Annotated in this window: 28 protein-coding genes and 1 other annotated feature; all 28 genes read left to right on the top strand. The window is 45.9% G+C overall.

The window, feature by feature from the left end; all coding sequences use genetic code 11:
• Positions 1–105: 105 nt before the first annotated feature.
• The 28 genes from B9N86_RS22240 (at position 106) to B9N86_RS22105 (ending at position 25,487) form a co-directional block, all read left to right on the top strand.
• On the top strand, positions 106–1,485 hold the full coding sequence (locus B9N86_RS22240) for an SPOR domain-containing protein (protein ID WP_208915308.1): 1,380 nt from the start codon (positions 106–108) through the stop codon (positions 1,483–1,485).
• Positions 1,486–1,622: 137 nt separating this feature from the next.
• Positions 1,623–1,865: a DUF4321 domain-containing protein gene (locus B9N86_RS22235; protein WP_208915307.1), complete on the top strand. Its 243-nt coding sequence runs from the start codon at positions 1,623–1,625 to the stop codon at positions 1,863–1,865.
• Positions 1,866–1,886: 21 nt separating this feature from the next.
• Positions 1,887–2,492: a Maf family protein gene (locus tag B9N86_RS22230; RefSeq protein ID WP_208915306.1), complete on the top strand. Its 606-nt coding sequence runs from the start codon at positions 1,887–1,889 to the stop codon at positions 2,490–2,492.
• A 52-nt stretch (positions 2,493–2,544) separates the two neighbouring features.
• On the top strand, positions 2,545–3,234 hold the full coding sequence (gene radC, locus B9N86_RS22225; protein ID WP_208915305.1) for a RadC family protein: 690 nt from the start codon (positions 2,545–2,547) through the stop codon (positions 3,232–3,234).
• 39 nt (positions 3,235–3,273) lie between these two features.
• Positions 3,274–4,308, top strand: a complete 1,035-nt coding sequence (locus tag B9N86_RS22220; protein ID WP_208915304.1) for a rod shape-determining protein — start codon at positions 3,274–3,276, stop codon at positions 4,306–4,308.
• Positions 4,309–4,411: 103 nt separating this feature from the next.
• Positions 4,412–5,239: a rod shape-determining protein MreC gene (gene mreC / locus B9N86_RS22215; RefSeq protein ID WP_208915303.1), complete on the top strand. Its 828-nt coding sequence runs from the start codon at positions 4,412–4,414 to the stop codon at positions 5,237–5,239.
• Positions 5,236–5,763 (top strand): rod shape-determining protein MreD, encoded by a 528-nt coding sequence (mreD, locus tag B9N86_RS22210; RefSeq protein WP_208915302.1) that lies wholly within the window; start codon positions 5,236–5,238, stop codon positions 5,761–5,763. The genes mreC and mreD overlap by 4 nt, the downstream gene beginning before the upstream one ends.
• 82 nt (positions 5,764–5,845) lie before the next feature.
• Positions 5,846–6,508, top strand: coding sequence for a septum site-determining protein MinC (gene minC / locus B9N86_RS22205; RefSeq protein WP_208915301.1), 663 nt, complete (start codon positions 5,846–5,848; stop codon positions 6,506–6,508).
• A gap of 3 nt (positions 6,509–6,511) precedes the next feature.
• On the top strand, positions 6,512–7,306 hold the full coding sequence (gene minD, locus B9N86_RS22200) for a septum site-determining protein MinD (RefSeq protein ID WP_208915300.1): 795 nt from the start codon (positions 6,512–6,514) through the stop codon (positions 7,304–7,306).
• A 156-nt stretch (positions 7,307–7,462) separates the two neighbouring features.
• On the top strand, positions 7,463–8,356 hold the full coding sequence (locus B9N86_RS22195; RefSeq protein WP_208915299.1) for a M23 family metallopeptidase: 894 nt from the start codon (positions 7,463–7,465) through the stop codon (positions 8,354–8,356).
• Positions 8,349–9,212: a M50 family metallopeptidase gene (locus tag B9N86_RS22190; RefSeq protein WP_208915298.1), complete on the top strand. Its 864-nt coding sequence runs from the start codon at positions 8,349–8,351 to the stop codon at positions 9,210–9,212. The genes B9N86_RS22195 and B9N86_RS22190 overlap by 8 nt, the downstream gene beginning before the upstream one ends.
• Before the next feature lie 110 nt (positions 9,213–9,322).
• The gene (locus B9N86_RS22185; RefSeq protein WP_208915297.1) at positions 9,323–10,549 is read left to right on the top strand and encodes an Rne/Rng family ribonuclease; all 1,227 of its coding nucleotides are present in this window, start codon (positions 9,323–9,325) and stop codon (positions 10,547–10,549) included.
• Positions 10,550–10,720: 171 nt separating this feature from the next.
• Positions 10,721–11,032, top strand: coding sequence for a 50S ribosomal protein L21 (gene rplU / locus B9N86_RS22180; RefSeq protein WP_208915296.1), 312 nt, complete (start codon positions 10,721–10,723; stop codon positions 11,030–11,032).
• A gap of 12 nt (positions 11,033–11,044) precedes the next feature.
• The gene (locus B9N86_RS22175; protein ID WP_208915295.1) at positions 11,045–11,389 is read left to right on the top strand and encodes a ribosomal-processing cysteine protease Prp; all 345 of its coding nucleotides are present in this window, start codon (positions 11,045–11,047) and stop codon (positions 11,387–11,389) included.
• A 5-nt stretch (positions 11,390–11,394) separates the two neighbouring features.
• Positions 11,395–11,706 carry a 50S ribosomal protein L27 gene (rpmA, locus tag B9N86_RS22170; RefSeq protein WP_208915294.1) on the top strand — a complete coding sequence of 104 codons (312 nt, stop codon included), beginning with the start codon at positions 11,395–11,397 and terminating at the stop codon, positions 11,704–11,706.
• 175 nt (positions 11,707–11,881) lie between these two features.
• On the top strand, positions 11,882–12,622 hold the full coding sequence (locus B9N86_RS22165) for a Spo0B domain-containing protein (RefSeq protein ID WP_208920631.1): 741 nt from the start codon (positions 11,882–11,884) through the stop codon (positions 12,620–12,622).
• 13 nt (positions 12,623–12,635) lie between these two features.
• Positions 12,636–13,946, top strand: a complete 1,311-nt coding sequence (gene obgE, locus B9N86_RS22160) for a GTPase ObgE (protein WP_208915293.1) — start codon at positions 12,636–12,638, stop codon at positions 13,944–13,946.
• 166 nt (positions 13,947–14,112) lie between these two features.
• On the top strand, positions 14,113–15,423 hold the full coding sequence (locus B9N86_RS22155; RefSeq protein ID WP_208915292.1) for an SPFH domain-containing protein: 1,311 nt from the start codon (positions 14,113–14,115) through the stop codon (positions 15,421–15,423).
• A gap of 14 nt (positions 15,424–15,437) precedes the next feature.
• The gene (locus B9N86_RS22150) at positions 15,438–16,205 is read left to right on the top strand and encodes a hypothetical protein (RefSeq protein ID WP_208915291.1); all 768 of its coding nucleotides are present in this window, start codon (positions 15,438–15,440) and stop codon (positions 16,203–16,205) included.
• Between the two features lie 37 nt (positions 16,206–16,242).
• On the top strand, positions 16,243–17,016 hold the full coding sequence (locus B9N86_RS22145) for a hypothetical protein (RefSeq protein ID WP_208915290.1): 774 nt from the start codon (positions 16,243–16,245) through the stop codon (positions 17,014–17,016).
• A gap of 126 nt (positions 17,017–17,142) precedes the next feature.
• On the top strand, positions 17,143–17,733 hold the full coding sequence (locus B9N86_RS22140; protein WP_208915289.1) for a hypothetical protein: 591 nt from the start codon (positions 17,143–17,145) through the stop codon (positions 17,731–17,733).
• Positions 17,734–17,934: 201 nt separating this feature from the next.
• Entirely contained in the window at positions 17,935–18,372 is a 438-nt protein-coding gene (locus B9N86_RS22135; RefSeq protein ID WP_208915288.1) for an ACT domain-containing protein, read from the top strand.
• 48 nt (positions 18,373–18,420) lie between these two features.
• The gene (locus B9N86_RS22130) at positions 18,421–19,707 is read left to right on the top strand and encodes a homoserine dehydrogenase (RefSeq protein WP_208915287.1); all 1,287 of its coding nucleotides are present in this window, start codon (positions 18,421–18,423) and stop codon (positions 19,705–19,707) included.
• 65 nt (positions 19,708–19,772) lie between these two features.
• Positions 19,773–20,846 (top strand): threonine synthase, encoded by a 1,074-nt coding sequence (gene thrC, locus B9N86_RS22125; RefSeq protein ID WP_208915286.1) that lies wholly within the window; start codon positions 19,773–19,775, stop codon positions 20,844–20,846.
• Positions 20,843–21,811, top strand: a complete 969-nt coding sequence (thrB, locus tag B9N86_RS22120; RefSeq protein ID WP_208915285.1) for a homoserine kinase — start codon at positions 20,843–20,845, stop codon at positions 21,809–21,811. Before thrC ends, thrB begins: the two co-directional genes overlap by 4 nt.
• Positions 21,808–22,692 (top strand): prephenate dehydratase, encoded by an 885-nt coding sequence (gene pheA / locus B9N86_RS22115; RefSeq protein ID WP_208915284.1) that lies wholly within the window; start codon positions 21,808–21,810, stop codon positions 22,690–22,692. The genes thrB and pheA overlap by 4 nt, the downstream gene beginning before the upstream one ends.
• Positions 22,693–22,697: 5 nt before the next feature.
• Positions 22,698–23,582 carry a branched-chain-amino-acid transaminase gene (gene ilvE / locus B9N86_RS22110; protein WP_208915283.1) on the top strand — a complete coding sequence of 295 codons (885 nt, stop codon included), beginning with the start codon at positions 22,698–22,700 and terminating at the stop codon, positions 23,580–23,582.
• A 177-nt stretch (positions 23,583–23,759) separates the two neighbouring features.
• Complete coding sequence (locus B9N86_RS22105; RefSeq protein WP_208915282.1) at positions 23,760–25,487, top strand: LysM peptidoglycan-binding domain-containing protein; 1,728 nt, start codon at positions 23,760–23,762, stop codon at positions 25,485–25,487.
• Positions 25,488–25,969: 482 nt separating this feature from the next.
• Positions 25,970–26,344, top strand: a sequence feature (16S ribosomal RNA rRNA prediction is too short).
• Positions 26,345–26,393 lie beyond the last annotated feature (49 nt).

Here is a 26,393-nt window from a genome sequence, read left to right as displayed (position 1 = left end):
GTGCGGGTGTTGTTTGTTTTCAGTTTGTCCGCATCCGTACATAACTTTCCTGAATCTATCATATAGGTAGTTATAGATAAGGAGACAAGTGAGGTGTGCAGTGGAATGAACAAAGCGCGTATGACAATAAGGTTTGACCGTGAAACTCCCAATGGACAAGACAGCGGAAATAAAAGAGAAGTACATACCAGGTCCCGCCTGCAGCCTGACATTGGTAAGGGGAGTGTAAGCGATGACTTTGAGCAGGGCTTTTTCCGGGAAGAAGTACAGTCACCTTCATACCAAGAGGTAGGAGATGAGGATTTCCGTGTTATACCGCTGCCTGTTGAATTGCTGGATAATCGTAATCCAAATCTTAATATTAATCAAAACAATCGCTTTGAGAATTTCCGTGTTAATGGTCGCTTGGCATCGGAGAAACGGCGAATGGAGCAACAGTACGACCATGAGCGTTATGAGGATGAGTGGAGCTACGGTAGACCGGAACGGCCTTACATTGAGAATGTGAATTCAGAATATCCCGAGATCGATGAGTATTCGTCAGAACATGATTTTATTCATGATTCGCTCGATGGTAAGAACAGAGATCAGTCATACCTGTCAGTTGAACAAGTTCCCTCTAACACCAGGAATGATTACGGATACTATCGCTCTAAGAAACCAAACTCTGTGTGGAAGCTTGCAGGGTCTATTACAGGTGCGATTGTCACGGGACTGCTGTTTGGAACGGTTGTATTGTCGATGTTTAACGGCGGGGATTCCGGTGAGAATTACACAACCATAGAGAGTAGCCAAGGGACGGGAATTTTACATCCAGAAAATGCAGTTGTAAACGGGGAGATTAACGATCAGAAAGCAGCATCTGTATCTGTTTCGATCCCTCAGCAGACCTTCTACATGCTACAGTATGGCGTTTTCAGCACAGCAGAAAGAGCAGAGCAGGCTAAGGGTGAACTGACTCAATCCGGTATTGCGGCCTTTGGAGATTCCTCTGCGGAGAATCGCGTATACGCCGGTGTGTCACCGGATCGAGAGCAGGCGAAACTGCTTAGCAGTCAGTTAAAAGGTGAAGGTGTTGAGCTTTATGTCCGGGAGATCGTATTACCTGGTGCTCAATCTGCTGTATTTGCCGGGGAGGCTGCCGCGCTTGACATTTTCTTTGAAGTGAGTGGTGATCTGGCGGCTAACCTCAGCTCTCTATCAGCATCCTTATTGGGTCAGGAAACCCCCGGACCAGTGGACGAAGAGACCATGAAGACGATTACTGGTCTTCATCTTCAGTGGACAGAAGCAGTAAAGCTTATATCTCCTGGAATGAGTCTGGAGACAGGGGCAAGCCTTAAAACTATGGAGCAGGAAATGAGCGGAGCTATTACAGCGTTGACAGAATACAACAAAAATCGATCCAAGGGGCATTTGTGGGAAATTCAAGCAGGAATGATGAACTACATCATGAGTCAAAGGAAGCTTGTGGAAAGCTTCTAGTCCTAAAACCGCAAACGACCGCAGAAATCCGGCAGGAGAACTGGAAATAGTTCCCCAAGCCGGATTTCTGTTTGTATTGCTTACCGATTCACCGTATAATAATTAGGGTGTCAAAAAATGGCGAGGGAAGAGGACGAATGAAGAAAAACGCAGGAGTGCTTATCTTGTTTATACTGCTGGGGTGGCTAACCGGAACTTGGATTGCAAAATTGCTGCTGCCTGTCAAAGCTCTTTCTTTTCTAACTACTTCTACAACATTGAAGTGGTCGCCCGAAGCTAATTTGGACATCATAAATTATGACATTAACATTGAATTCAAACTTTGCCTGCTGGGCTTGATCGGAATGATTACGGCGGTTTGGCTGTATCGCAGGCTCTAACAACAAAGGAGACATTCCCTCGTGAAAGAGAAGGCATTAGGGCACATCATACTGGCGTCAACTTCTCCACGGCGTCAAGAATTAATAGCTTCACTTCGGTTACCATTTGAGATCATGCCGAGTGATGCCAATGAAGACACACCCTTCGGCTGGGAACCCAGCATGGTTGTAGAGACCCTTTCGCTGCGCAAGGCAGATGCAGTGTACCGGAAGCTGTCCGAATCGGACAGTAATGCAATCATCGTGGGGAGTGACACGATTGTCGTACTAGAGGGTGATATACTTGGGAAACCGATGGATGATAAAGATGCCGTACGAATGCTTTCCGTGCTTCAGGGGCGTACTCATCAGGTGTATACAGGCGTAGCCTGCGTGGATGCCTTGACCGGACAGAGTATTGTTCGCCACCGGATAACGTCTGTAAGCATGAAGCCGTTAAACGATGAACAGATCATGTCCTATGTACGGAGCGGCGAACCTGCCGACAAAGCCGGCGCTTATGCCATTCAAGGCCTCGGTGCTGCTATTGTGAACAGCATTGAGGGTGACTACTTCAATGTCGTAGGGCTGCCGATATCCTTGCTTAGTGATATGCTTTCAGAGATGGGAATGGATGTATTATCTTAATTTTAGATTTTGGCCGTGTTTATGATTTAGACACAGGAAAAGAGGGGAATATATGGAGTCGCCCGCACTTCTGCTGCGCGACATCCCCCATGAAGAACGACCAAGAGAGCGCATGATGTCTTATGGGGCGAGCGCCTTGAGTCATGCTGAGCTGCTAGCGATATTATTAAGGACGGGAACTAGACAAGAATCCGCCATTCACGTGGCACAACGGATCTTGAAGCAGGTAGGCAGTATCCGTCAACTCGTTGACCTCAGCATTGAAGAATTAACACAGATTAAAGGAATCGGAATCGCTAAAGCCGTACAGCTGAAGGCGGGTATCGAACTCGGACGACGATTGGTCAGTTCGAGACATATGGAGCCGGTGATTATACGCAGTCCGCGTGATGCCGCGGAACTGTTGAGCGAACAGCTGCGCTATCTCCAGAAAGAGCATTTTGTTTGTCTTTTTTTAAATACGAAAAATCACGTCATAGCCCAAGAAACGCTTTCCATGGGAAGCCTTAATGCCTCCATTGTTCATCCTCGCGAGGTGTTTAGAGCCGCAATCAAATGCAGTAGTGCGTCTTTGGTTTGTGCACACAACCACCCAAGCGGTGATCCTACACCGAGTCCAGAAGACATATCCCTGACCTCCCGTTTGGTAGAAGCTGGGGATATTATTGGAATTGATGTATTGGACCATTTGATTATTGGAGATGGAGCGTTTGTAAGTTTGAAGGAACGGGGCCTGATGTAATATAATAGTTCAGATTGAGAAGGAAAGGGAGTTTGCAGCATGTTTGGTGGTTTCACGAAAGATTTAGGAATTGATTTGGGGACGGCTAATACACTTGTCTATGTCCGTGGAAAAGGAATTGTCGTTAGAGAGCCCTCTGTGGTAGCTCTGCGTACCGATACAAAAACGATTGAGGCGGTTGGTGAATCCGCGAAGAAGATGATTGGGCGTACACCAGGCAACATTCGTGCGATTCGTCCGATGAAGGACGGCGTTATTGCCGACTTTGATACAACCGCAACCATGATTAAATATTTTTTACGTCAGGCGCAGAAGCAGCGTTCCGTATTTCCACGTCATCCGAACGTAATGGTATGTGTACCATCAGGCATTACTGCGGTGGAGCAGCGCGCTGTGGAGGACGCTACGAAGCAGGCGGGAGCTCGTGAAGCATACACGATTGAGGAGCCTTTTGCAGCAGCAATCGGTGCAGATCTTCCTGTTTGGGAGCCGACTGGCAGCATGGTCGTTGATATCGGCGGTGGTACTACAGAGGTTGCCGTAATTTCACTTGGCGGAATCGTTACAAGTCGTTCCGTACGTGTGGCCGGAGATGAAATGGATGATTCCATCATTTCTTATATCAAGCGCCAGTACAACCTGATGATCGGGGAGCGTACCTCTGAGCAATTGAAGATGGAAGTGGGATCTGCGATGCCGCTTGAAACGGTGGAGACGATGGAAATCCGGGGCCGTGATCTGGTAACAGGTTTGCCTAAGACGATTACAATCACTTCCGATGAAATTAGCGAAGCTTTGGCAGATACCATTAATGCCATTGTGGACGCTGTGAAAGTAACGCTTGAGAAATGTCCACCGGAACTGGCCGCCGACATTATGGACCGCGGAATTGTACTGACCGGAGGCGGAGCGCTATTGCGTAACTTGGACAAACTGCTTGCTGAAGAGACAGGTATGCCTGTCATTGTAGCTGAAAATCCGCTGGATTGTGTAGCGATTGGTACGGGGAAAGCGCTCGATAATATTCATCTGTTTAAATCCCGCAGCAGCTCTGCCGTCCGTTCGAAACGGTAGTCAGGACAATGTGTGTCAACCCCTGGTATGTGGGAGAGAAAACAGTAACGTTAGAGGGTGTTGAAAACTGTTTAAGCTGCTAGGTAACAAACGATTGTTTATTATGCTGATCGGGCTGGTAACGTTTATTGCACTTATGGGATTTACGCTTGGTCCACGGATGGGGTTATCCTGGCCAGAGAAGTTTATGAGGGATACAGTAGGTTTTGTACAAGGTGTTTTTTACAAGCCCGCTTCTTACATAGCGGGCTTCTTTGAAGATGTGCGTGACATGAAAGAAGTGTATGAAGAGAACGAACGTCTGAAGAAGGCTGTGGCGCAGTATGCGCGTGAGAGCGCAGAGTACAATCTTATCAAGAATGATAATAAAGTTTTAAAGGATAATCTTAAGTTTACAGAAGCTCAAAAGCAAAGGTACGAGTATGATTACCGTCCGGCTAATGTGTTAAGTGTGAATCAGGATCCGAACAACCATACGTTGGTCATCGATTTGGGAGCCAAGGACGGAGCCCGCCTAAACATGTCCGTTACCTCTGTCGAGGGTATGGTCGGGGTTATAAGCCATGTCGGTAATTTCACCTCTACCGTAAAACTGCTGACGACGCTTGATCCACAGGACGCTAAGCGACAGCAGATCGCAGCTACCGTCTCTAACAAGGACACGTTTGGAATTATTGAAAGTTACGACAAGAAGACGAAAATGCTGAAAATGACCCGGATTCCGGAGGACGATCCAGTCAAAGTAAAAGATTTGATCGTTTCATCTGGTAACGGAGGGGTTATCCCGCGTGGGATGATTATCGGTACGGTTGAGAGTGTCGAGGTCGGGGAATTCGGTCTGAACAAAACGGCCACCATTAAACCGGCTGCCAGTTTCCAGGATTGGAAAACACTTCTTGTCGTGTTCACGCCTGAGGAGCCTAAAGGATGAAGCGCCATCAGGTTTTGATTCTGCTGTTGTTTCTTTTGTTTATTTTACAGGGGACGGTAGGTTTTTGGCTTACGCCAAGCTCGCTGCAGGGCAAAATCACGCCTAACTTTATGTATGTTGCCATTCTGTTTGCGACCATATACCATCACCGTCACACCGGCCTTGTACTTGGCCTCGTGTTCGGGATGCTCCATGACGTAGTCTATTACGGTGAAATGATCGGTACGTACTCATTCGCAATGGGAGTATCGGCATATATAATGGGACTTTTATTTAAAACGCCGAGGGCTCCATTGCCGGTTATGATGACGGTAGTCATATTGGGCAGCTTACTGCTGGATAGCACGCTATTTGGGATCTATAAGTTATTCCGGATCAATCCGGATTCTTATAACTGGGCCCTGCTGAATCACATGCTTCCCAATCTTCTGATTCATTTTGCATTTGCCTTGATGATTTATGTACCTCTTCGGAAACAGTTTGAGCTGCTTGCCAAAGCTCCGAAGAGAAGCAAGGCTTCTTGACCGTCAATCCGACATTTTACGAAGACTAGCAGGAACTTGAAGGTCCGAGCGCGAAATGTATGAAGATGGGAGGGACAGGCTTATGGCTGTAAAATCCAATCATGTAACGATTAAGGGCATCAAAGATGGCCTGGTATTCCTGCTTGACGATCAATGTGAGTTAGAAGAACTGCTCAGCGAGCTTCGCTATAAACTTGAGCATAGTCATCAAAATATTTTGACCGGACCTATTATTCATGTGGATGTTAAACTGGGATCTCGGCGTATTTCCGAAGAAGAGAAGCAGTCTATTCTTGACATACTGAAGCAGAAGGGGAATCTGCTGATACGCACAGTGGAATCGCCGCCCCCCGAGCCGGAAGATGAGGTAGTATCAGGTCCGGTCGTTAAAACTGGCATGGTCCGATCCGGACAAGTTCTGCACCACAAAGGAGATTTGCTCTTCTTGGGTGATGTAAACCCTGGTGGGACGATTACGGCAACTGGAGATATATACATACTGGGTGCTCTTCGTGGAACGGCACATGCCGGCATCGAGGGAAATGAGGATGCAATTATCGCTGCCTCGTATCTAGCTCCCACCCAGCTTCGTATTTCAGATATGATCAGCAGACCGCCGGATGAGTGGGAAACACGGGAAACGGTCATGGAGTTTGCGTATTTGCAAAACGGAAGTATGCAGATAGACAAGATCAGTAACATTGTTCGATTGGGCCGGGATTTTAATGTGTTTAAAGGGGTGTAGAATATGGGAGAGGCAATCGTCATAACATCAGGCAAAGGCGGAGTCGGAAAAACGACTACTTCGGCGAACATCGGCACGGCTCTGGCACTTCTGGGCAAAAAAGTGTGTCTGGTAGACACCGATATCGGTCTTCGTAATCTCGACGTAGTTATGGGTCTGGAAAACCGAATCATTTATGACCTGTGCGACGTCGCCGAAGGGCGCTGCCGTCTCAATCAGGCGCTTATCAAGGATAAACGCTTTGACGAGCTTTATATGCTGCCTGCTGCCCAAACCAAGGACAAGAACGCCATTTCGCCTGATCAGGTGAAGGATATTGTCCTGGAACTGAAGAAGGACTACGAATACATTGTTATCGATTGTCCTGCAGGAATTGAGCAGGGATTTAAGAACGCCATTGCCGGGGCGGACAAGGCTATCGTGGTAACCACACCGGAGAATGCTGCAGTGCGTGACGCTGATCGTATAATCGGATTGCTCGAGAGCTCCCATGTGGAATCTCCGAAGCTAGTGGTTAACCGGATTCGTCCGAACATGGTTAAGTCAGGTGATATGTTAGAGATCGAAGATGTACTGCAAGTGCTGAATATTGATCTGATCGGTATCGTTCCAGACGATGAGATGGTGATCAAGGCAGCGAACCTTGGAGAGCCGACGGTTATGAACCCAGATTCTCCAGCGGCTATAGCTTATAGAAACATTGCTCGCCGTATTCTAGGGGATACCGTTCCACTAATGCAGATTCATCAGAAAAAAGGGATGTTTACAAAGTTCAAGAAATTTTTCGGTATGGGGTAATAGTATATTCTTATTTTTTTGACTGGCCGGTGCAGAATACTGCACTGGCTTTTTTCTTGCAGGAAAACCGAGATCCACTCTTGGCGATGGCTTGTTCTAAACATCTTTCTTGTCCTCATAAGATAGAGTAAAACAAGCCCCAAGGGGGAGAGTATTTTGGACATTAAAACATCTGTAAAACACAGGAGAGAAGCACGAATCCGTGAACTATTGAATGAAAATCTGACGGAAGAGAGTACGAGATTGAATACTATCCGTTCCAATCCGGTTACTAACGCCTCCAGTAAACCTGTTCTTCGGCAGAATACATTTCAAGAGCCTGTTCATACCGGACCGGAAATCGAACGGGATCCCGAAAAAATGTGGAAACAAGGTCACCGCGGATGGTATGACAATGTCACGGAGCCTGTGATTCCTCCTCGTAATTCATCTTTTACAGCAGGGTTGATGCGGCGCTTCGCGGCGAGCGTCCTTTTATTCGGAGCGGTTTGGGGGATTTTCTCGGTCCATGAACCCTGGGCTTTGCGGGCACAAGGGTATATTGTAGAAGGCTTAAGCCGAGAAATGGACTTTCAGGCCGCTCAAGTATGGTATGAAGAACACTTTGGCGGTCCACCCTCATTTATTCCGATATTTGGCCAAAGTGATCAGGATACAACAAAGGTAAATGCATCGGCTACATTGGTACCACCGTTGAAAGGACAACTTGTGCAATCCTTTGCGATTGACCTCAAAGGGATTCTCATAGTGCCTGAAGGGGATTCGTTCTCCTCTCGCGAGGTTAAAAGCGTAGAAACGGGCCGAGTTCTAGAAGTTAAGAAACTTCCGGATTCAAGCGTTATGGTTACAATCCAGCACACAGGGGAAAGAACCGCTCAATACAGTAGGCTTTCAGCATCTGACTTGAAGGTGAATGATTGGGTTCAAGGCGGAGATGTCGTTGGTACATTGCCGCTAGTACAGTCTGATGGAGACCAGTCTGCCCTTTACTTTATGTTAAAAGACGGAGACCGCAGCGTGGATCCGACGGAAGTGATTTCATTTGATTAGCATCCGGGGTACTGTTCTGTCTCTACATCCTCTTTTTGTTATCGTTATGCTGGCCTCCGTTATAACCGGGCGTTTCTTGGAATTGCTTACTTTATTTGTTATCGTGTTCATACATGAGCTGGGTCATGCAGGTGCTGCTATAGCTATGGGCTTTAAAGTGCGGTCTATTCAAATGCTGCCGTTTGGCGGTGTTGCAGTGATTGAGGATGACGGACGAATGAATGCCGCACGAGAATTGATCATCGCATTGGCCGGTCCTCTTCAGAATGGAATTATGATAGGAATTGCATGGTTATGTCAGGCGGCCGGTTGGGGAGACGGCCCCTTTTTGTCCTATGTGATACAGGGGAACTTGATTATTGCACTGTTTAATCTCCTTCCAGTTCTGCCTTTGGATGGAGGGAAAGTAATGCAGGCTCTTGTCAGTTTGCTCCTTCCCTATCATGCAACGCTATTATGGACTGCTCGTGCCGGAATGATCTGCAGTTTGTTTATGATTGGCTATGGGCTTTCTCCACTGCTTTCCGGCGGCGGTATAAAGCTGAATCTGTTACTGATAGGTCTTTTTTTGGCTTATTCGAACTTTGAGGATCACCGTAATGTCCCTTACCGTTTTATGCGTTTTCTTGTGAACCGGAATGGATTATATGAACATCAGCAGGAAAGTATCGGAACTGCTCAGCCAATAGTTGCAGATTCTTCGAAACCTTTGGATGATATTATGCGTTTGTTTAAAAGAGAGAAGTATCATTTGATTTACGTTATGAACCGCCGGGGAGGTTTAATGGCTGTCGTACCGGAGCAGCATGTCATTGCCTCTTTTTTTGCGTCTAACAGGCCCCCTTGGTATGCTTGATTTTGTTCAAAAGAAATATTGTACAGGAATTCACTATGTAATATATCCCGTCTGAGCTGACTCGTGATAGGATTGTACAGTAGATTAGTCTTCCATAAAGAGGTGAAGCCATGAAACAAATGATTGTTCACTGTGAACCGGATACCATTCAGATGGCCCTCATCGAAGATGGCAGGCTCGTAGAATATGCAGCAGAGCGAGGTCGGGAACAAAGTGTCGTTGGAAGTTTTTATAAAGGAAGAGTGGTCAATGTGCTTCCAGGCATGCAGGCGGCCTTTGTTGATATTGGATTGAAAAAGAATGCTTTTTTATATGTGGATGATGTTCTTCATCCACATTTAGAGAAACAGCCCAAGAACAAACCATCCATTGCGGAACTGCTCTCTGTGGGACAAGAATTGGTTGTCCAGGTTATGAAAGAACCAAGGGGAGGCAAAGGAGCAAGGGTAACAACCCACTTCTCCCTGCCTGGCAGGTGTATGGTGTTTATGCCAAAGTCCGATTATGTGGCCGTGTCCAAGAAAATACAGCGAGAAGCTGAAAGAATGCGTCTCAAAATGATCGGTGAGCGATTAAGGAGCGGGGAAGAGGGTATTATTATGCGTACCGTATCCGAGGATGAACCTGTTGAATCCGTTGCGGGAGATTTGGAGATGCTGCGGATGGAGTGGGAGCGGATTATGGAACGCGCGCATACATCGGAATCCCCTGATCTTCTGCATCGCGATTTGGGGATTCTTCAAAGGTTTCTCCGGGATGCCTTTGATCCTCTGAATGATGAATTGATCATAGACCGTGAACGGGATGCGAAAGAAGCGGAATGTTATTTATCCGATTTGGTACCTGGAGTTAAACCTCAAATGCGGGTATACGAGGGGAAAAATCATATTTTTCAAGCATACGGTGTAGAAGAACAGTTAAAGTCGGGTTTTTCCCGGCAAATCTCACTCCCGGGTGGAGGGACGATCGTTATTGATCAGACCGAGGCACTTACCGTTATTGACGTTAATACAGCGAAGTATATTGGCGGAGATAATTTTGAGGATACAGTCACCCGTACCAATCTACATGCTGCCCGTGAAATTGCGAGAATCATCCGGCTTCGGGACATTGGTGGTATTATTATTGTAGATTTCATCGATATGGAAGAGGAAGAGCATAGACATGAGGTTATTGCCGCAATGGAAGCGGGCATCCGTAAGGATCGGACCAAAAGTTTTGTGGTAGGTTGGACGAAGCTTGGACTGCTTGAAATGACTCGCAAGAAGGCACGAGAAAGCTCGGCCGCCCCCTATTCTAGAACTTGTACATCCTGTGGTGGGACAGGCATAATGTAAGTGTGGTAGGTATTGACGGAATCATGGGCAATATGATATGATCTTCAGGTATGTGTTTAGTGAGCAATTGCTGCACATGCTGTAACCGCTCCGATCGGGTATACAAGGACGGTCATTATATGATTGGACACCTGAATTAGGCGAGTCTGAGACATGAGGAGGTGCAAGCAAATGTACGCTATTATCGAAACAGGTGGTAAACAATACAAAGTTCAAGAAGGCGATGTATTGTTCATCGAGAAGCTGAATGCAGGTGACGGAGAAAGCGTGACTTTCGACCGTGTACTGGCCGTTTCTAAAGAGGACGGTTTGGTAGCAGGTACACCAGTTGTTTCTGGTGCAACTGTAACTGCGAAAGTGGAGAAACACGGTAAAGGCCAGAAGGTCGTTGTATTCAAATACAAACCGAAGAAAAACTACCACAAAAAGCAAGGTCATCGTCAACCTTATACAAAAGTAACCATCGAGAAAATCCAAGCGTAAGAAGGTGCGGTAATGATTACTGTACAGATTACGCGTAAGGAAAACGGCCGAATCCATGGCTTTGAAGTCAAGGGACATGCAGGTTATGCTCCCCGCGGACAAGATATCGTGTGCGCTGGTGTATCCAGTGTTACGGTGGGAACGGTAAACTCCATTGAGGCGTTAACCGGTACCGTTATGGAGACCAAGATGAAGGGCGGCTTTCTCAGCGGTATTGTTCCGCCTGTGGAAGACGAATCGGTGTCTGGTCAGGTGCAGTTGCTTCTCGAATCTATGGTTCTGATGTTACGAGGAATTGCAGATTCATACCGTGAGTATATTCAAATACAAGAACAGAATACTAAAAGAAGGAGGTAGACAACATGTTGAAATTGGATCTTCAGTTATTCGCATCGAAAAAAGGTGTAGGTTCCACAAAGAACGGTCGTGATAGCCAAGCGAAACGTTTGGGCGTGAAACGTGCAGACGGTCAACTCGTGACTGGTGGCAGCATCTTGGTTCGCCAACGCGGAACGAAAATTCACCCAGGCACAAACGTGGGCATCGGTAAAGACGATACTTTGTTTGCGAAAGTCGAAGGCGTTGTGAAATTCGAACGTTGGGGTCGTGATCGCAAGAAAGTGAGCGTCTACCCGGTTGAGGTCGCTCCTGTAGCGGCTGCAGTGGAAGCGTAAATCGTTTCTTAAACGGCTTACAGATTAAGAAGTCTCCGGCAACTATGCCGGGGCTTCTTTTTTTTGAAGAAAATAGCAATAAACTTGAATACGAGTGATGAATCCCTGCTAAAGACTATGGTATACTGTGATTTGGTGAAAGTAACCGATTGTTGTGGAGGAACGGGGAGAAACGATGAATTCCTGGAAATGGATAGCGGCTGGTATTGGATTATCATCCGTGCTGCCTGCAGCCTGGATGTTATGGAATCCTACGTATGCAGCCGGAATAATATTGACAATTTGGTCTGCAGCCGCCTCGTTCGGTGCTGCTTGGTATGCCCGGCGTACAGAAGTACAGAGACAGCGAACGAACCAGAAAAGCTTGGAGCAGAACGCCATTCAGACACTGAACCACCACCGTCACGATTGGATGAATGAGCTTCAAATTTTATATGGATATATTCAACTGGGGAAGCTTGATAAATCAGTGCAATGTGTGGAAAGAATAAAGGAACGTATGCTGCAGGACAGTAAAATTTCGAAACTGGGCATTCCTTCGTTGGTTCTTTATCTTCATTCATATCGAACGTTTAACACCGGCTTACAATTGGATGTTGATGTTGTGGATTTTGTCCAATTGGATGGGAAGTTGACGACCGAGGCTGAGGAGAATTTTACGCAGTCCATTATGGAAGTTGTGCAGGCATACCAAATTGGTGGGCACTCAACATGGGAAGAGGACCGGCTGTTGACTCTGACATTTATGGAACAGGGAGAAGAATTGATTGCTGAATTCGATGGAGAAGGTTTTTTCGGTGATCAAGACAGCTTAAAGCAGAAGATACAACTTGCAGTACATGACAAAGGTATCCGGATGGAGCAGATCCATACGGACAATACGACATATCGGCTTTGTTTACCGTATGTGACTTGAGGAAGGTGAATCCATGTTTGTAGATAAAGCAAAGATTTTTGTCAAAGGCGGAGACGGCGGAGATGGACTTATTGCGTTTCGCCGTGAGAAATATGTGCCTGAGGGTGGTCCTGGCGGAGGAGATGGCGGCAAGGGTGGAGATGTGATCTTCCGCGTTGATGAAGGACTCCGTACACTAATGGATTTCCGTTACCAGCGGCACTTTAAAGCGAAACGGGGAGAGAAAGGCCGGAACAAAAGCCAGCATGGGGCTAATGCCGAAAATATGGTTGTTAGAATTCCTCCGGGAACGGTGCTTCTTGATGACGATACAGGAGAAGTAATTGCGGATATGACCCGCCACGGACAACAGGTTGTCGTTGCTCGCGGTGGACGGGGTGGACGGGGAAATATTCGTTTTGCCACACCGAATAATCCGGCGCCTGAGCTTGCCGAGAATGGTGAAGAAGGCCAAGAACGCTATGTCGTTATGGAGCTGAAGGTGATGGCTGATATCGGACTCGTTGGTTTTCCGAGCGTCGGGAAATCTACACTGTTGTCGGTCGTTTCGGCAGCGCAGCCTAAGATTGGTGCGTATCACTTTACAACGATAACTCCTAATTTGGGCATGGTTGATGTTGGGGATGGACGAAGCTTCGTGATGGCAGATCTTCCAGGTCTCATTGAAGGCGCACATGAAGGAGTAGGACTCGGACATGAATTTTTGCGTCATGTGGAACGGACACGTGTCATCATCCATGTTGTGGACATGTCGGGTTCCGAAGGAAGAGATCCATTCGAAGACTGGCAGAAGATCAACGAAGAGATCAGACTGTATAACCCGATATTGGCAGAGCGACCTCAAATCGTTGCAGCTAACAAAATGGACATGCCTGATGCGGAAGAAAACCTGAAAGCGTTTCGTGAACAAGTGAAGACCGTGCGGCCGGATCTTGAGATTATGCCAATTTCATCGCTGACGCGCAAAGGCATTCAGGAACTCTTGTATCGTGCAGCTGCTATTTTGGACGAGATTCCAGAAGAGCCTGTAGTTGAAGATGTCGCCGCGATTGCAGAACGTAAAGTATATAAATTTGATAAAAAGGATGACAATGCGTTTACGATTACTCGTGATAACGAGATGTATGTCGTGCATAGCGAACGCATCGAGCGTATGCTTAAGCGGATGCAGATGAACTCGCATGATGCGATTCTGAAGCTTGCCCGTACTCTCCGTCATATGGGAGTCGATGAGGAACTTCGCCGTCGCGGTGCGACCGAAGGCACTCTGGTGCGCATTGGAGATTTTGAATTTGAGTTTGTAGAAGGCAGCAGTTATTACTAGAAGACCATACCGCTTAACTCTAATCATGGGTTAAGCGGTATTTTTATTATTTTCCAATTTTTTGACCCAAAATGTCCCGATTTTCGTATACAATAATGTAGTAAATAAGTACCTAATTAAAATAGATCTTAAGATGTGCTGAACTGATGTAAAAGGAGTGCGAAAGATGGCTATCATTGAGGTTATTAAATACGACGGACCGCCGGGAGTTTTCGCTTGGTGTTATCCCAATCAGGAGCTTGGCACGTGGACCCAATTGATTGTAAATGAATCACAGGAAGTCATTTTGTTTAAAGGTGGTCAAGCTCTGGATTTGTTTACAGCAGGACGCCATACGTTAAATACGGCGAATATTCCGATTTTATCAAACATTGTGAATCTTCCTTTTGGCGGAAAGTCGCCTTTTGCTGCTGAAGTTTGGTTCGTTAATAAGCTTCGTTCGCTGGATGTAAAGTGGGGAACGAATTCACCTATCCAGCTTCAGGATCCTAAATACAACATCCTTGTATCGCTGCGGGCTTTCGGCCAATTTGGTGTGCAGATTGAAGATTCACGCAAGTTTCTGCTCAAAATGGTGGGGACGCTTCCATCATTTGATCAGAATACTCTGGTTAAATATTTTCGAGGCGTGCTCATGTCGAACATTCATGAAATCATATCCTCGTATATCGTTCATAAAAAAATCAGTGTGGTGGAAATCAACGCCTACGCCGCCGAAATATCCAAACATATTCATGGGGCTATTGCTCCTGCTTTCCAAGACATAGGGCTGTCTTTACTAAATTTTTATGTGGATTCGATCAATATCCCGGATAACGATCCAGCCGCAATCCGTTTAAAAGAAGCATTAGCTAAAAAAGCGGAAATGGACATTATCGGTTATACATATCACCAGGAGCGATCCTTTGACACGTTGGAAGGTGTAGCGAAAAACCCCGGGTCAAACTCCGGATTCATCGGTGCCGGACTTGGCGTAGGGATGGGCCTCGGAATGGTTAACCCCATGTATGATGCAATGAACCGTATAAGCGGAGAAGTAAATATTCAAGGATCGGGCGATTTGGCCGTAGCGCAAAAAGCCTGTTCCAAGTGCGGTAATCTAAATCATTCTGAAGCGGTTTATTGTTCCGGATGTGGTCAACCCGTCCGCACAGGACAGCAAGATACTGCAGCTATGATGATGTGCAGTGATTGCGGCAATCCAATTCCCCCCAATTCAAAGTTTTGCCTCCACTATGGTGATCCGTATCATCCATGTCCGTCCTGTGGACAAGATGTGGCCGTTGATGCAGAATCATGCAGTAGCTGTGGGAAGTTCATGCCTAGGCCTTGCCGTGAATGTGGTGAATCGCTGAATGAACAGGCAAAATTCTGTCCAAGCTGCGGAAGCAGTACTGTTCTCAAATGTGGTAGCTGTGATCATGAAATTAAGCCAGGGCAAAAATTTTGTATGGAATGTGGAAATAAACTGACGTAAAGCGAGGGAACAGTTTGACTAAAAGGGTTGATATAAGAAATTGGATTTTGGGTGCCGGGGTACTACTGCCGCTGATAACAATACTACTGTTTGGTTTTATCGGAAACGGAGCTGGAACAAGAACGCTGCATCCATGGATATCCGGAGCGGCAGCCGCGTGCGCAGAGGGGATGATCCTATTTTTTATGTTTCGTATGGTAAGTGGTACGAATCGGTTTGCTGTTCGCGCACCTTTTTATATTGCTTCTAGTGTCGTAATCGGTATTTATGCTCTTACTGTGCTCCTTGAAATTGTGCTCTTCGGGTATATGTTTAGGTTAACGGTGAATGCATATCTATCTATTCACTTGATTACATTCCTCTTAACCGTAGGTGTGCTTGGTCTTGTATCTCTAGTCGGCAAGTATGCCATGTCTCAGGAAAATAAAGAAAGTTCGTCCCTGTCCACTCAGAAAGAGGCTGTCGCATGGATTGCATCCATCCGCGAGCAACTATCCGGACTTGAATTGGAGCAGGGTAGCGTCTTAAACAAGCTTCTGCTTGAGCTGGAAGAAAGCTTCCGTTACAGCGATCCGATAACGCACCAATCTCTTTATGCCATCGAGGACATCATACGGCAAAGAATCAGTGTACTCGAGGATCAAGTGAAACTAATAACAGGAGCCGAGCATGATCTTCAAGATAAATTAGCTGAAGAGACCATTCAACAAATACACGAGACTCTAACAATATTAATGGAACGCAATACTCAGTTGGTTCGGTTAAAAGCCAGTACTTCATAAGTCATATAACAAGCGATTGACAGGAGGGTTTGAAAGAATGAAGACCGTAACTCCGGTGGAATCAATAGAAAATCATAAGTATTCGGTTACTAAGCTGGATGCTCTAATCTTTATGGGAACGTTATTGTTTTTCCCGGTGTTTCTTCCGCTGGGAGTACTCCGTATATTATTGACACATCGTCATAATTATCGGAGGGGATATAATTTTAGAATGCTGTCCGTTCAACTGGTCATCAGCTTTATTGTTGTTATGTTCTTCGGAATGATCGGATACAATGATCTGCCACCTGAAGAGAGGGTACAAGCAGTTCAAGATTATATGATCATTTTCGGCATTATATTTATGGTTTCGGTGGCGGTGCTCGTGTTCTATGAAATAAAAGAAAAGAGTCGCTTTGTCCGATTGATGCAGCTGTATAAGGAATTGATACTTGATCATCAGATTATCCGGATTCATGAGATCGCTGAGAGGTCCCGGCAAAAACCGAAACGCGTTATCGATGATCTGCAGTACATGATCGATCATAAACTTCTACCTTTCGGTACGGTTGGGAATGGAATAGTGGAGCTGAAACCGCTTCCTTCAAAAATTAAAAGAGAGGTGCAAACTCCGTTTAGTGCCAGTAAGAATGTTATTAATATCAACTTTGGTCAAAACCATAGATTAGAGAATGATATGGATAAGTCAACAGTATCCGAGTCTAAACTTCCGAAAACAATGGAGTGCCCCGGCTGTGGTGCCAAAACGACGATTAATCCTAGTGAAGCTAAGGAATGTGATTACTGCGGGAGTATGGTGATTTATGCATAGATTTGTTTTGGCAACCTTATTTTCTTTCCGGTTTTCTTCCCGCTGGGGCTGATACGAGCAATTAAGACTCATCGGCATAATTACCGCAAACCAGTGAATTTTCTTTTTATAAACAATCAGTTAGTCATGATTTTTATAGCTATTTTAGCATTCGCGTTTATTGGATATCTTGATCTTGGGATGGAAGAACGGATTGAAGCGATGTTTACATTTACGGTACTTCTTGGCCTAATTGCTCTTATTCCCGTAAGTATCATTCAATTTATAACATGGATCGCGAAGAAGCGATTCATCCGGCTAATGACAAAATATTATGATGAGATATATAAGCATTACAATTCTAATATCTCGAGAATAGCGGAACAGGTAAAACAACCTGCTGAGCGTGTTATCGAAGATATTGAATATATGATAGAGAAGCGAATCTTGCCATACGGGACGATTGAAGATGGATATTTGGTTTTGGATGGTTTTTCTCGTGGAGGACACAGAGGGGGAAATTTCAAAACAGGCGATAATATCATTAATATTAATTTTGGCCAAAACCAAATTAATTTTGAACAAAATAATACGTTTTACAATAACGCGGAAACACCGGAGCAAAAGACCAAGCCGCCTAAGGTTATGGATTGTCCAGGCTGCGGAGCAAAGATGTCGCTTAATCCTGATGAATCGAAGGAATGTGAATATTGCGGTGGCCCCGTAAATTACGCATAACACAGGTTTGGAATTCAATATCCGTAAAACCTCCCAAAAGAGTAGGGAGGTTTTATTATATACAGCTTTATTTAAACAAACATTTATACGACAACAACATAGTGATTTTTAAAAAATAGACTCAAACGTATTGCCCTCAACCAGGTTATCCAGTATAATGTCCACTATACAAAAACACGAGTCTTTGAGGAGAGGACGTTTGTGAAAGAACGGTATTATCTAGTCCGTGAGGATATTTTACCAGAAGCCGTGGTGAAGACCATGCAGGTAAAAAGGCTGCTCGCGTCCGGTGATGTGAAGACAGTTCATGAAGCCGTTGAGCAGGTTGGCCTGAGCCGGAGTGCTTTTTATAAGTACAAAGATGGCATTCATCCCATCAATCAGTTGGAGCGGGATGAGATCGTCACGATTTCCATTGATATGGAGCATCGTTCCGGCATGCTGTCCGAGGTGTTGGGTCTGGTGGCTGGAGAGGGCGGTAACGTACTTACCATACACCAGAGTATACCGCTGCAAGGAATTGCGAATGTTGTTATTTCTGTGGAAGTATCACGGCTCAACGAAGAGCTGGATGATTTGCTTGATGGATTGCGCCGGGCAACGGGCGTAAGAAGAGTCCAAATGATCGGGCAAGGATAGTTAGTTATAATAGAGTACAAGAATGGTTGGAAATAGGAGGAGACATATATGAAGCCGGTTAAAGTAGGATTGTTGGGATTAGGTACTGTAGGTACAGGGGTTGTCCGTATCGTCGAGGGACATCAGGAAGATTTGAGCAGTCAGGTGGGGTCACCTATTGTTATAGAAAAAATCGCAGTTAAAAATACAGAGAAAGATCGCAGTGTAACGGTGGAAAGCAGTAAGCTGACGGATGATCCTTGGGATGTGATCCGCGATCCGGAAATTGATGTAATTGTGGAAGTAATGGGCGGCATTGAGCAGACGAAGTCTTACATTTTGGAAGCATTGGATCGGGGGAAACATATCGTCACAGCGAATAAGGATCTGATGGCGCTTCATGGGGCAGAAATTATGGCGAAAGCTCAAGAGAAGCAGTGTGATGTATTCTATGAGGCAAGTGTCGCCGGTGGTATTCCGATTATCCGTACCCTGATCGAAGGTTTTTCTTCGGACCGCATTATGAAAATTATGGGGATTGTTAACGGAACAACGAACTTTATTCTGACAAAAATGAGTCAGGAAGGTGCTTCGTACGAGGATGTATTGGCAGAAGCCCAGCAGCTCGGTTATGCGGAAGCAGATCCAACCTCTGATGTGGAAGGATTGGACGCCGCACGTAAAATGGCCATTCTAGGTACATTGGGTTTCCGTACGAATGTTGAGTTGAAGGATGTAAGTGTAAAGGGAATCTCGCAGGTGTCCAAGGAAGACATTCTATATGCGAAGCGGCTGGGTTACGAAATGAAACTGCTCGGTATCGCAGACCGTGAGGATGAGCAGGTCAGCATCAGTGTCCAGCCAACGATGGTTCGTACGAGTCATCCGATTGCTGCGGTGAACGGAGTATACAATGCTGTTTACGTATACGGAGAAGCGGTTGGCGAGACGATGTTTTATGGTCCAGGTGCAGGTGAAATGCCGACGGCAACTTCCGTCGTAGCAGATCTGGTCGCTGTTATCAAAAACCTGAAGCTCGGCGTGAATGGTTTAAAAGCGATCGTGCCTTACAAAGCGAAAAAGCTGAAGAGCGATGAGCAGATCATGTTTAAGAATTTTATTTTGCTCCAAGTGGACGATAAAGCAGGGGTGCTTGCAAAAATCACACAAGTGCTCGCTGAATTTGATGTAAGCCTGGAGTCCGTGGTGCAGCAGCCGAATGATCAAAATCCCGATGCGGAAATCATCATCGTAACCCATAACGCCAGCAAAGCTAGCATAGATAAAGTGCTTAACCATTTTGAAAGCTTGGATGTCATACGCCGCATTAAGAGTGTGTACCGTGTAGAAGGCTAATCTGTTACCCGTAATGATCCATAAATAATATATAAATTTTATATGTGAAGAGGAGAATAAGAGAGATGCCATATGAAGGTTTGATCCAGACGTATAAGGAATATTTGCCTGTTAACGAAAATACACCGTTGTTAACGCTGAAAGAGGGAAATACCCCGTTGATCCGTGCCGAGAATCTGTCCAAGGATTTGGGCATTGATCTGCATTTCAAATTCGAGGGATTAAACCCAACGGGTTCGTTTAAAGACCGTGGTATGGTTATGGCGGTAGCTAAAGCTATGGAGGAAGGGAGTCGCACGATCATGTGTGCCTCTACAGGAAACACCTCTGCAGCCGCTGCTGCATATGCTGCTCGCGGCGGGCTGAATTGTATAGTCATTATACCGAACAATAATATCGCACTTGGAAAGCTGGCGCAGGCAATGATTTACGGTGCAAAGGTTATTGCGATTGACGGCAACTTTGACCGTGCGCTTGAGATTGTGCGTGAAATTACAGCGAAACATCCTATTACATTAGTGAACTCCGTAAATCCATATCGAATTGAAGGCCAAAAAACCGCCGCGTTTGAGGTTGTCGATCAGCTCGGCAAAGCACCGGATGTTCTGGCTATTCCTGTAGGTAATGCCGGAAACATATCGGCTTATTGGAAAGGATTTAAAGAATACCACGCTGCAGGGAAAGCTTCTTCACTACCGACTATGCTTGGTTTTGAAGCGGAAGGGGCTATGGCTATTGTAAAAGGCGAGCCGATTCCAAACCCGGAAACTGTGGCCACAGCGATCCGGATCGGTAATCCAGCCAGCTGGAAAACTGCTGTTGCGGCGGCGGATGAATCAGGCGGTCAGATTAACTACGTAACAGATGATGAAATCCTGGAGGCTTACCGCACTATTGCATCACGAGAGGGGATTTTTGCTGAGCCAGGTTCCGCGGCATCGATTGCCGGTGTGTATAAAATGAAACGCGAAGGATATTTCAAAGGCGGAGAAACGGTTGTATGTGTTCTTACCGGACATGGACTGAAGGATCCGAACATCGCTATCACAACTGTTAATTCGGAGCCGCTTGTCGTATCCGATACGGAATCTGCCGTTATGGATGCTATTGCAAAGCTTGAAGGGGCTGCTCAAGTATGAGTTTGTCCGAAAGCGTCCGAATTAAGGTTCCAGCCAGCACGGCTAACCTTGGCCCGGGATTTGATACACTGGGAATGGCATTATCTCTTTATGCGTGGATCGAAATGAAGCAAGACGATCGTACCGCTTTTCATCTGTACGGAGATGAAATGAAAGGTGTGCCTGAGGATAAGAGCAATCTTATATATAAGGTTGCCCAGATGGTTTTTGACGAGGCAGGCATTTCTGTTCCGGAACTCGCGATTTCCATGTGCTCAGATATTCCGTTGACTCGTGGACTCGGAAGCAGTGCTTCAGCCATTGTTGGTTCACTGGCGGCAGCCAATGCTCTTATCGGATCGCCTTTGCCGGATAGCAAGCTGTTTGATATGGCTACAAACCTTGAGAAACATCCGGACAATGTAGGTGCATCTTTGTTCGGAGGCATCATTGCTGCAGCTTGGGATGGTAGCCATGCGGATTATGTTCGGATTGAACCGCCGGTTAATCTGGACACGCTGGTTGTGATTCCTGACTTTCATCTATCGACCGCTAAGGCGAGAGAAGCGCTGCCGGAGCAGTTCTCATTATCTGATGCCGTTTACAATATCAGCCGTTCCTCCTTAATGACAGCTGCATTGGCATCTGGACGACTAGACCTGATTGGAGCAGCTATGCGAGATCGTATTCATCAACCGTATCGCGCCGCATTGGTGCCGGGGATGGCCGAGATATTGGATGAAGCACCTAACAGAGGGGCACTTGGTATCGCTTTAAGCGGAGCAGGCCCTACCTTAATTGCCCTGATTCAGCGTGGAGACGAACGTGTCGAATCATTAAAATCCTATCTCATGGAAACGATGAAAAAGGAAGGGATTTCTGCATCCAGTTTATTGCTACAACCGGATGTGGAAGGGGTAAAGGTGCTTGATAATATACAGAGCACTTCATTTTTGGATATGATTAGAGGGGAAGTAACAACATGAAACGTATAGCATTGCTGCCCTCGGGCTCGGTATCTCATGAGGCAATTTTATATTTGTTAAAAGGTGAGTCTACACAGTTCATACACCATAAACTGATATCTGATGTGTTCATGTCGACCGTAGACGGGAGAAGCGATTACAGCGTGATTCCGATCGAAAATACAATCGAAGGCTCAGTTAGTCTTCATATGGATTGGTTGGTAAACGAAGTGGATATACCGATGCAGGTGGAATGGGTGTATCCTTCCATACAGAACCTCATTGGTAACGTTTCGGAATTTCGTGCAGAGGATGGTAGTATTGATTTCGGGAAAATCAAAAAAATCTACTCTCACCCGGTAGCTACAGCTCAATGCCGGCAGTTTCTGTCCAAATATGTTCCTGGGGCCGAGCTTGAACCTTGCGGTAGCACTTCTGAGGGAGTGAAGATCGTCAAGGAAAATCCGGGTAAAGGATGGGCGGCCATTGGTACAACTTTGGGATCTTCAACGCATGAACTCAATATTTTAGCTGAAAAGATCACGGATCATGACAACAACTATACGAGATTTGTTCTGATCGGACGTCATCCTATCGAGGTTCCGCGTTCACCAGAATATGTGAAGACTAGTATACTGGTGACACTACCAGAGGATGTGCCGGGAGCTCTTCACCAAGTGCTTTCAACCTTCGCTTGGCGAAGATTGAATCTGTCTCGGATCGAGTCCCGCCCAACCAAAAAGAAGCTGGGCAACTATTATTTTTACATTGATGTGCTGGATTCAGCAGATTCCGTGCTATTAACGGCAGCAATGGGCGAAATTGAAGCCTTGGGGTGTCAGGTTCGCGTACTTGGATCTTACCCGGGGTTTGCATACGAGAGAGAAAAAACGGAGGTATAGCAGACATGGCTGAACAATGGATCTACTTAGATGGAGAACATGTTACGAAAGAGAACGCAAAAATCTCGGTTTTTGACCACGGATTTCTGTATGGTGACGGTATATTTGAAGGTATCCGTATTTATAACGGTAACATTTTCAAATGCAAAGAGCATATTGATCGTTTATATGATTCAGCTAAATCGATTGATATGGTAATTCCTCTTACACAAGATGAAATGCTGGAAGCAATGGCCGAGACGATTCGCCGTAACGATATGCGTGACGGTTATATTCGTCTGATTGTATCCCGGGGTGTGGGTAATCTGGGACTGGACCCGCGCCGTTGTGTCAAACCTTCGGTTATCATTATCGTGGAGCAGCTTGCTATTTATTCGAAAGAGGCTTATCTGAATGGCTTGAAGGCTGTTTCTGTCGCGCAACGACGAAATATTCCGGATGCACTTAATCCGAAGATTAAGTCTCTGAACTATCTGAATAATATTTTGGTGAAGATTCAATCAAACTTTGCGGGCGCAGATGAGGCCATTATGATGAATGCGCAGGGCTATGTAACGGAAGGCTCTGGCGACAACATTTTTATTGTTAAAAATGGTGTTATCACAACGCCTCCTTGTTACTTAGGGGCACTCGAAGGAATTACCCGTCAGGCTATCATCGAGCTGTGTGAGAAGCTGGATATCCCTCTTAAAGAAGAACCATTCAGCATGCATGACGTGTATATTGCAGACGAGGTCTTTTTCACAGGGACAGCTGCCGAAGTTATCGCCGCACGTGAGATTGACGGTAGAATCATTGGAGAGGGCCAAGCAGGTCCGATTACCCTCCGATTGCTAGATGAGTTCCGGAAAATTGTTGATCAGGACGGTTATAAAGTATGGGAAGCGTAAGCTTATAGACTTGTACGACTCTAACAAACGGAATATAGGAAAAATCCTTTCATGTCGATGAAAGGATTTTTTTTTGCTTCTAGGGATGTCAATCGCCCATCTCCTGCATAGGATGTAGTAACGAATGCGGGCGAAATGCTTCAAAGCGCCTAGAAGAGTGTAGGAGGTTTTAGCGGCGTGAAAATACACATCGTCAAGAAAGGCGACACCCTATATGAGCTATCGAAAAAATATGGAGTCCCTTTGGTTAAAATCGTGGATGCGAATCCACAATTGGTTGATCCCAATAAACTCGATATCGGCATGAAAATAAAAGTACCAACTGAGCCCGTTCCTGTACCTGACGGAACTCAGCCCATTATTCATAAGCATGCCGTGAAGCAAGGGGATTCGCTATGGAAGCTCTCTAAGGCGTGGGGCGTTTCATTAAAAGAGATTATTGATGCGAATCCCCAGCTCAAGAATCCGAATGCACTGCTAGTAGGAGAAGTTGTAAACATACCTTCTTCCGGAACATTTACGAACACAGGGGATTCTCATCACACCGGCGGCACAGGAAACGTAGCGGATAAGACGGTTCCCGGTAGTAAAACATATACTGGGCCCAAGGAAGAAATGACGGCCCCCCAGCCTACTCTTCCTGAAATTCCACAAGTACCTGTACTTCCAGAGGTTGAGATTATGCCTGAAGTTAACGTCATGCCGGAAGTTACAGTCATCCCCGAAATCGTTGTAAAACCGGAAATAACAATTATGCCTGAATTAATCGTAATGCCTGAACTGCCAAAAGTAATGGAAAAGCCAATGCTGCCACCTATGGAGCCGGTATATGAGCCTGAGCCTCAAATGATGGAGCCGATTTGTCCGGAGAAACCCATTGCACCAGTGATAGAGCCATGTCCTCCTTTTCCGGAGTATCCTGTACATTGTATGCCTCAGCCTTTTGATTGTTTCTCTCCAGAGTTTATGTTTCCAACTGCTCCACAGCATATGTTCCCTGAAGCACCTTGCGGTTGCCATGAGAACGTAGCTGCACAGCCGGAACATGATTGGTGTGTTCCTGAACATCACTACAGCTATCCACACTATACTCATAAAGCAGAGCATGACACTCACAAAGGATGGATGGCACCGACTTCACATTACCCGGGAATCACAGAACAACCGATGGCTGTAGAATATTCTCAGATCTCTATAACAGAGCCATATATGACAGGGACACCATCCTATACCACTTACCCAACGCAAGTTGAAATGCAGCAACCCCACACCTCCTATGAAGCTGTAATGGGAATGGGGTATAAACCTGAAAAAATGCCTTGCGGATGTCATGGTGGAACTGAAATGCCGACTCCTTATGGCGAACAGCAGGTTATGGCGGACCCTCCAAACTGGAATCCAATGTACCCGCATCATCATTCACATCACTATCATCACCATCATGGTGACCATGGGCATTATCCAACAATGCCTAGCTATGGTGGGACGCATCAGTCTTATCCTTGGTCCCAAGGGGCAGAGGGTACGGCAGAAACGATGGGGAGTTCAGCAATGCCTCATGGAGCTATGGAATTCCCAATGCCTTATGGAAGTATGGGATACCCAATGCCTTGGAAAGAGCATACTATGGGATATCCGGAAAAAGACTGTGGTTGTCACGGCAGGCAGGATGAACAGAAATCTATTGATGTCTTAAAAGCCGAACCTGCCTTTGATAATGGTATATCAATAAACAGCGCAGATGTTGCCAACATGGATTCCAATGAAGATAGATTGGAGGGCTTTCAAGCTGAGGCAAAAGTGTCACGCGAGGAAGAAATTAAAGTAAAGGCTAAATCTGTGACTAAAAAAACACGTAAACAGATTAGCAAGCCGAAGCGGAAAAATCCTTGGATCAAACGGTAGATACACATTGAGCTAAATAAAATAAGGCAGGCGGAAACGCTTGTCTTATTTTATAATTGGAATATTTTATGTGTTGATTATACTTTTCGTCGTATGGTATATTATAAATCCAGTCGCGAAACGATAGATTGAGCGGCTGCGGAAGAGGAATTTAAAAGAGATAGACTTCAAAAAAACTTTTAAAAAAAACTCTTGCAAAGCAAAACGAAACATGTTATGATATAAAAGTTGCTGAGGCGAACGAGATTCGCTGGTGACACTGAAAAGTTGACCTTTGAAAACTGAACAACGAGTGAGTTAAACCGATCTTACTTCGGTAAGATCATGAATGAGAATTTTTAATTCTCGTCAGTTTTTCTAAATGAGCGAATCGCTCTTTAAATTGATTTGGAAGGTTGGAAATTTTCTTGAAGTCATTCAGGAAGTGTCCGCTCGAAAAATCCTTTAATGGAGAGTTTGATCCTGGCTCAGGACGAACGCTGGCGGCGTGCCTAATACATGCAAGTCGAGCGGACTTGATGAGGAGCTTGCTCCTCTGATGGTTAGCGGCGGACGGGTGAGTAACACGTAGGCAACCTGCCCTCAAGACTGGGATAACTACCGGAAACGGTAGCTAATACCGGATAATTTATTTTGTCTCATGGTGAAATAATGAAAGGCGGAGCAATCTGCCACTTGAGGATGGGCCTGCGGCGCATTAGCTAGTTGGTGGGGTAATGGCCCACCAAGGCGACGATGCGTAGCCGACCTGAGAGGGTGAACGGCCACACTGGGACTGAGACACGGCCCAGACTCCTACGGGAGGCAGCAGTAGGGAATCTTCCGCAATGGACGAAAGTCTGACGGAGCAACGCCGCGTGAGTGATGAAGGTTTTCGGATCGTAAAGCTCTGTTGCCAGGGAAGAA

This window comes from Paenibacillus uliginis N3/975 (assembly GCF_900177425.1).
Classification (GTDB): Bacteria; Bacillota; Bacilli; order Paenibacillales; family Paenibacillaceae; genus Paenibacillus_AQ; species Paenibacillus_AQ uliginis.
Note: the sequence above shows the minus strand (reverse complement) of the source record. Positions and strands in the feature narration are given on the sequence as shown.

Excerpts from the sequence above, each read along its gene's own strand:
- minC (WP_208915301.1), top strand. The coding sequence starts at position 5,846 with ATGGCTGTAAAATCCAATCATGTAACGATTAAGGGCATCAAAGATGGC.
- thrB (WP_208915285.1), top strand. The coding sequence starts at position 20,843 with ATGAGTTTGTCCGAAAGCGTCCGAATTAAGGTTCCAGCCAGCACGGCT.
- B9N86_RS22155 (WP_208915292.1), top strand. The coding sequence starts at position 14,113 with ATGGCTATCATTGAGGTTATTAAATACGACGGACCGCCGGGAGTTTTC.
- B9N86_RS22130 (WP_208915287.1), top strand. The coding sequence starts at position 18,421 with ATGAAGCCGGTTAAAGTAGGATTGTTGGGATTAGGTACTGTAGGTACA.
- mreD (WP_208915302.1), top strand. The coding sequence starts at position 5,236 with ATGAAGCGCCATCAGGTTTTGATTCTGCTGTTGTTTCTTTTGTTTATT.
- B9N86_RS22145 (WP_208915290.1), top strand. The coding sequence starts at position 16,243 with ATGAAGACCGTAACTCCGGTGGAATCAATAGAAAATCATAAGTATTCG.
- thrC (WP_208915286.1), top strand. The coding sequence starts at position 19,773 with ATGCCATATGAAGGTTTGATCCAGACGTATAAGGAATATTTGCCTGTT.
- pheA (WP_208915284.1), top strand. The coding sequence starts at position 21,808 with ATGAAACGTATAGCATTGCTGCCCTCGGGCTCGGTATCTCATGAGGCA.
- radC (WP_208915305.1), top strand. The coding sequence starts at position 2,545 with ATGGAGTCGCCCGCACTTCTGCTGCGCGACATCCCCCATGAAGAACGA.
- rpmA (WP_208915294.1), top strand. The coding sequence starts at position 11,395 with ATGTTGAAATTGGATCTTCAGTTATTCGCATCGAAAAAAGGTGTAGGT.
- B9N86_RS22140 (WP_208915289.1), top strand. The coding sequence starts at position 17,143 with ATGATTTTTATAGCTATTTTAGCATTCGCGTTTATTGGATATCTTGAT.
- B9N86_RS22175 (WP_208915295.1), top strand. The coding sequence starts at position 11,045 with ATGATTACTGTACAGATTACGCGTAAGGAAAACGGCCGAATCCATGGC.
- minD (WP_208915300.1), top strand. The coding sequence starts at position 6,512 with ATGGGAGAGGCAATCGTCATAACATCAGGCAAAGGCGGAGTCGGAAAA.
- B9N86_RS22220 (WP_208915304.1), top strand. The coding sequence starts at position 3,274 with ATGTTTGGTGGTTTCACGAAAGATTTAGGAATTGATTTGGGGACGGCT.
- rplU (WP_208915296.1), top strand. The coding sequence starts at position 10,721 with ATGTACGCTATTATCGAAACAGGTGGTAAACAATACAAAGTTCAAGAA.
- obgE (WP_208915293.1), top strand. The coding sequence starts at position 12,636 with ATGTTTGTAGATAAAGCAAAGATTTTTGTCAAAGGCGGAGACGGCGGA.
- ilvE (WP_208915283.1), top strand. The coding sequence starts at position 22,698 with ATGGCTGAACAATGGATCTACTTAGATGGAGAACATGTTACGAAAGAG.
- mreC (WP_208915303.1), top strand. The coding sequence starts at position 4,412 with ATGCTGATCGGGCTGGTAACGTTTATTGCACTTATGGGATTTACGCTT.
- B9N86_RS22185 (WP_208915297.1), top strand. The coding sequence starts at position 9,323 with ATGAAACAAATGATTGTTCACTGTGAACCGGATACCATTCAGATGGCC.
- B9N86_RS22240 (WP_208915308.1), top strand. The coding sequence starts at position 106 with ATGAACAAAGCGCGTATGACAATAAGGTTTGACCGTGAAACTCCCAAT.
- B9N86_RS22165 (WP_208920631.1), top strand. The coding sequence starts at position 11,882 with ATGAATTCCTGGAAATGGATAGCGGCTGGTATTGGATTATCATCCGTG.
- B9N86_RS22235 (WP_208915307.1), top strand. The coding sequence starts at position 1,623 with ATGAAGAAAAACGCAGGAGTGCTTATCTTGTTTATACTGCTGGGGTGG.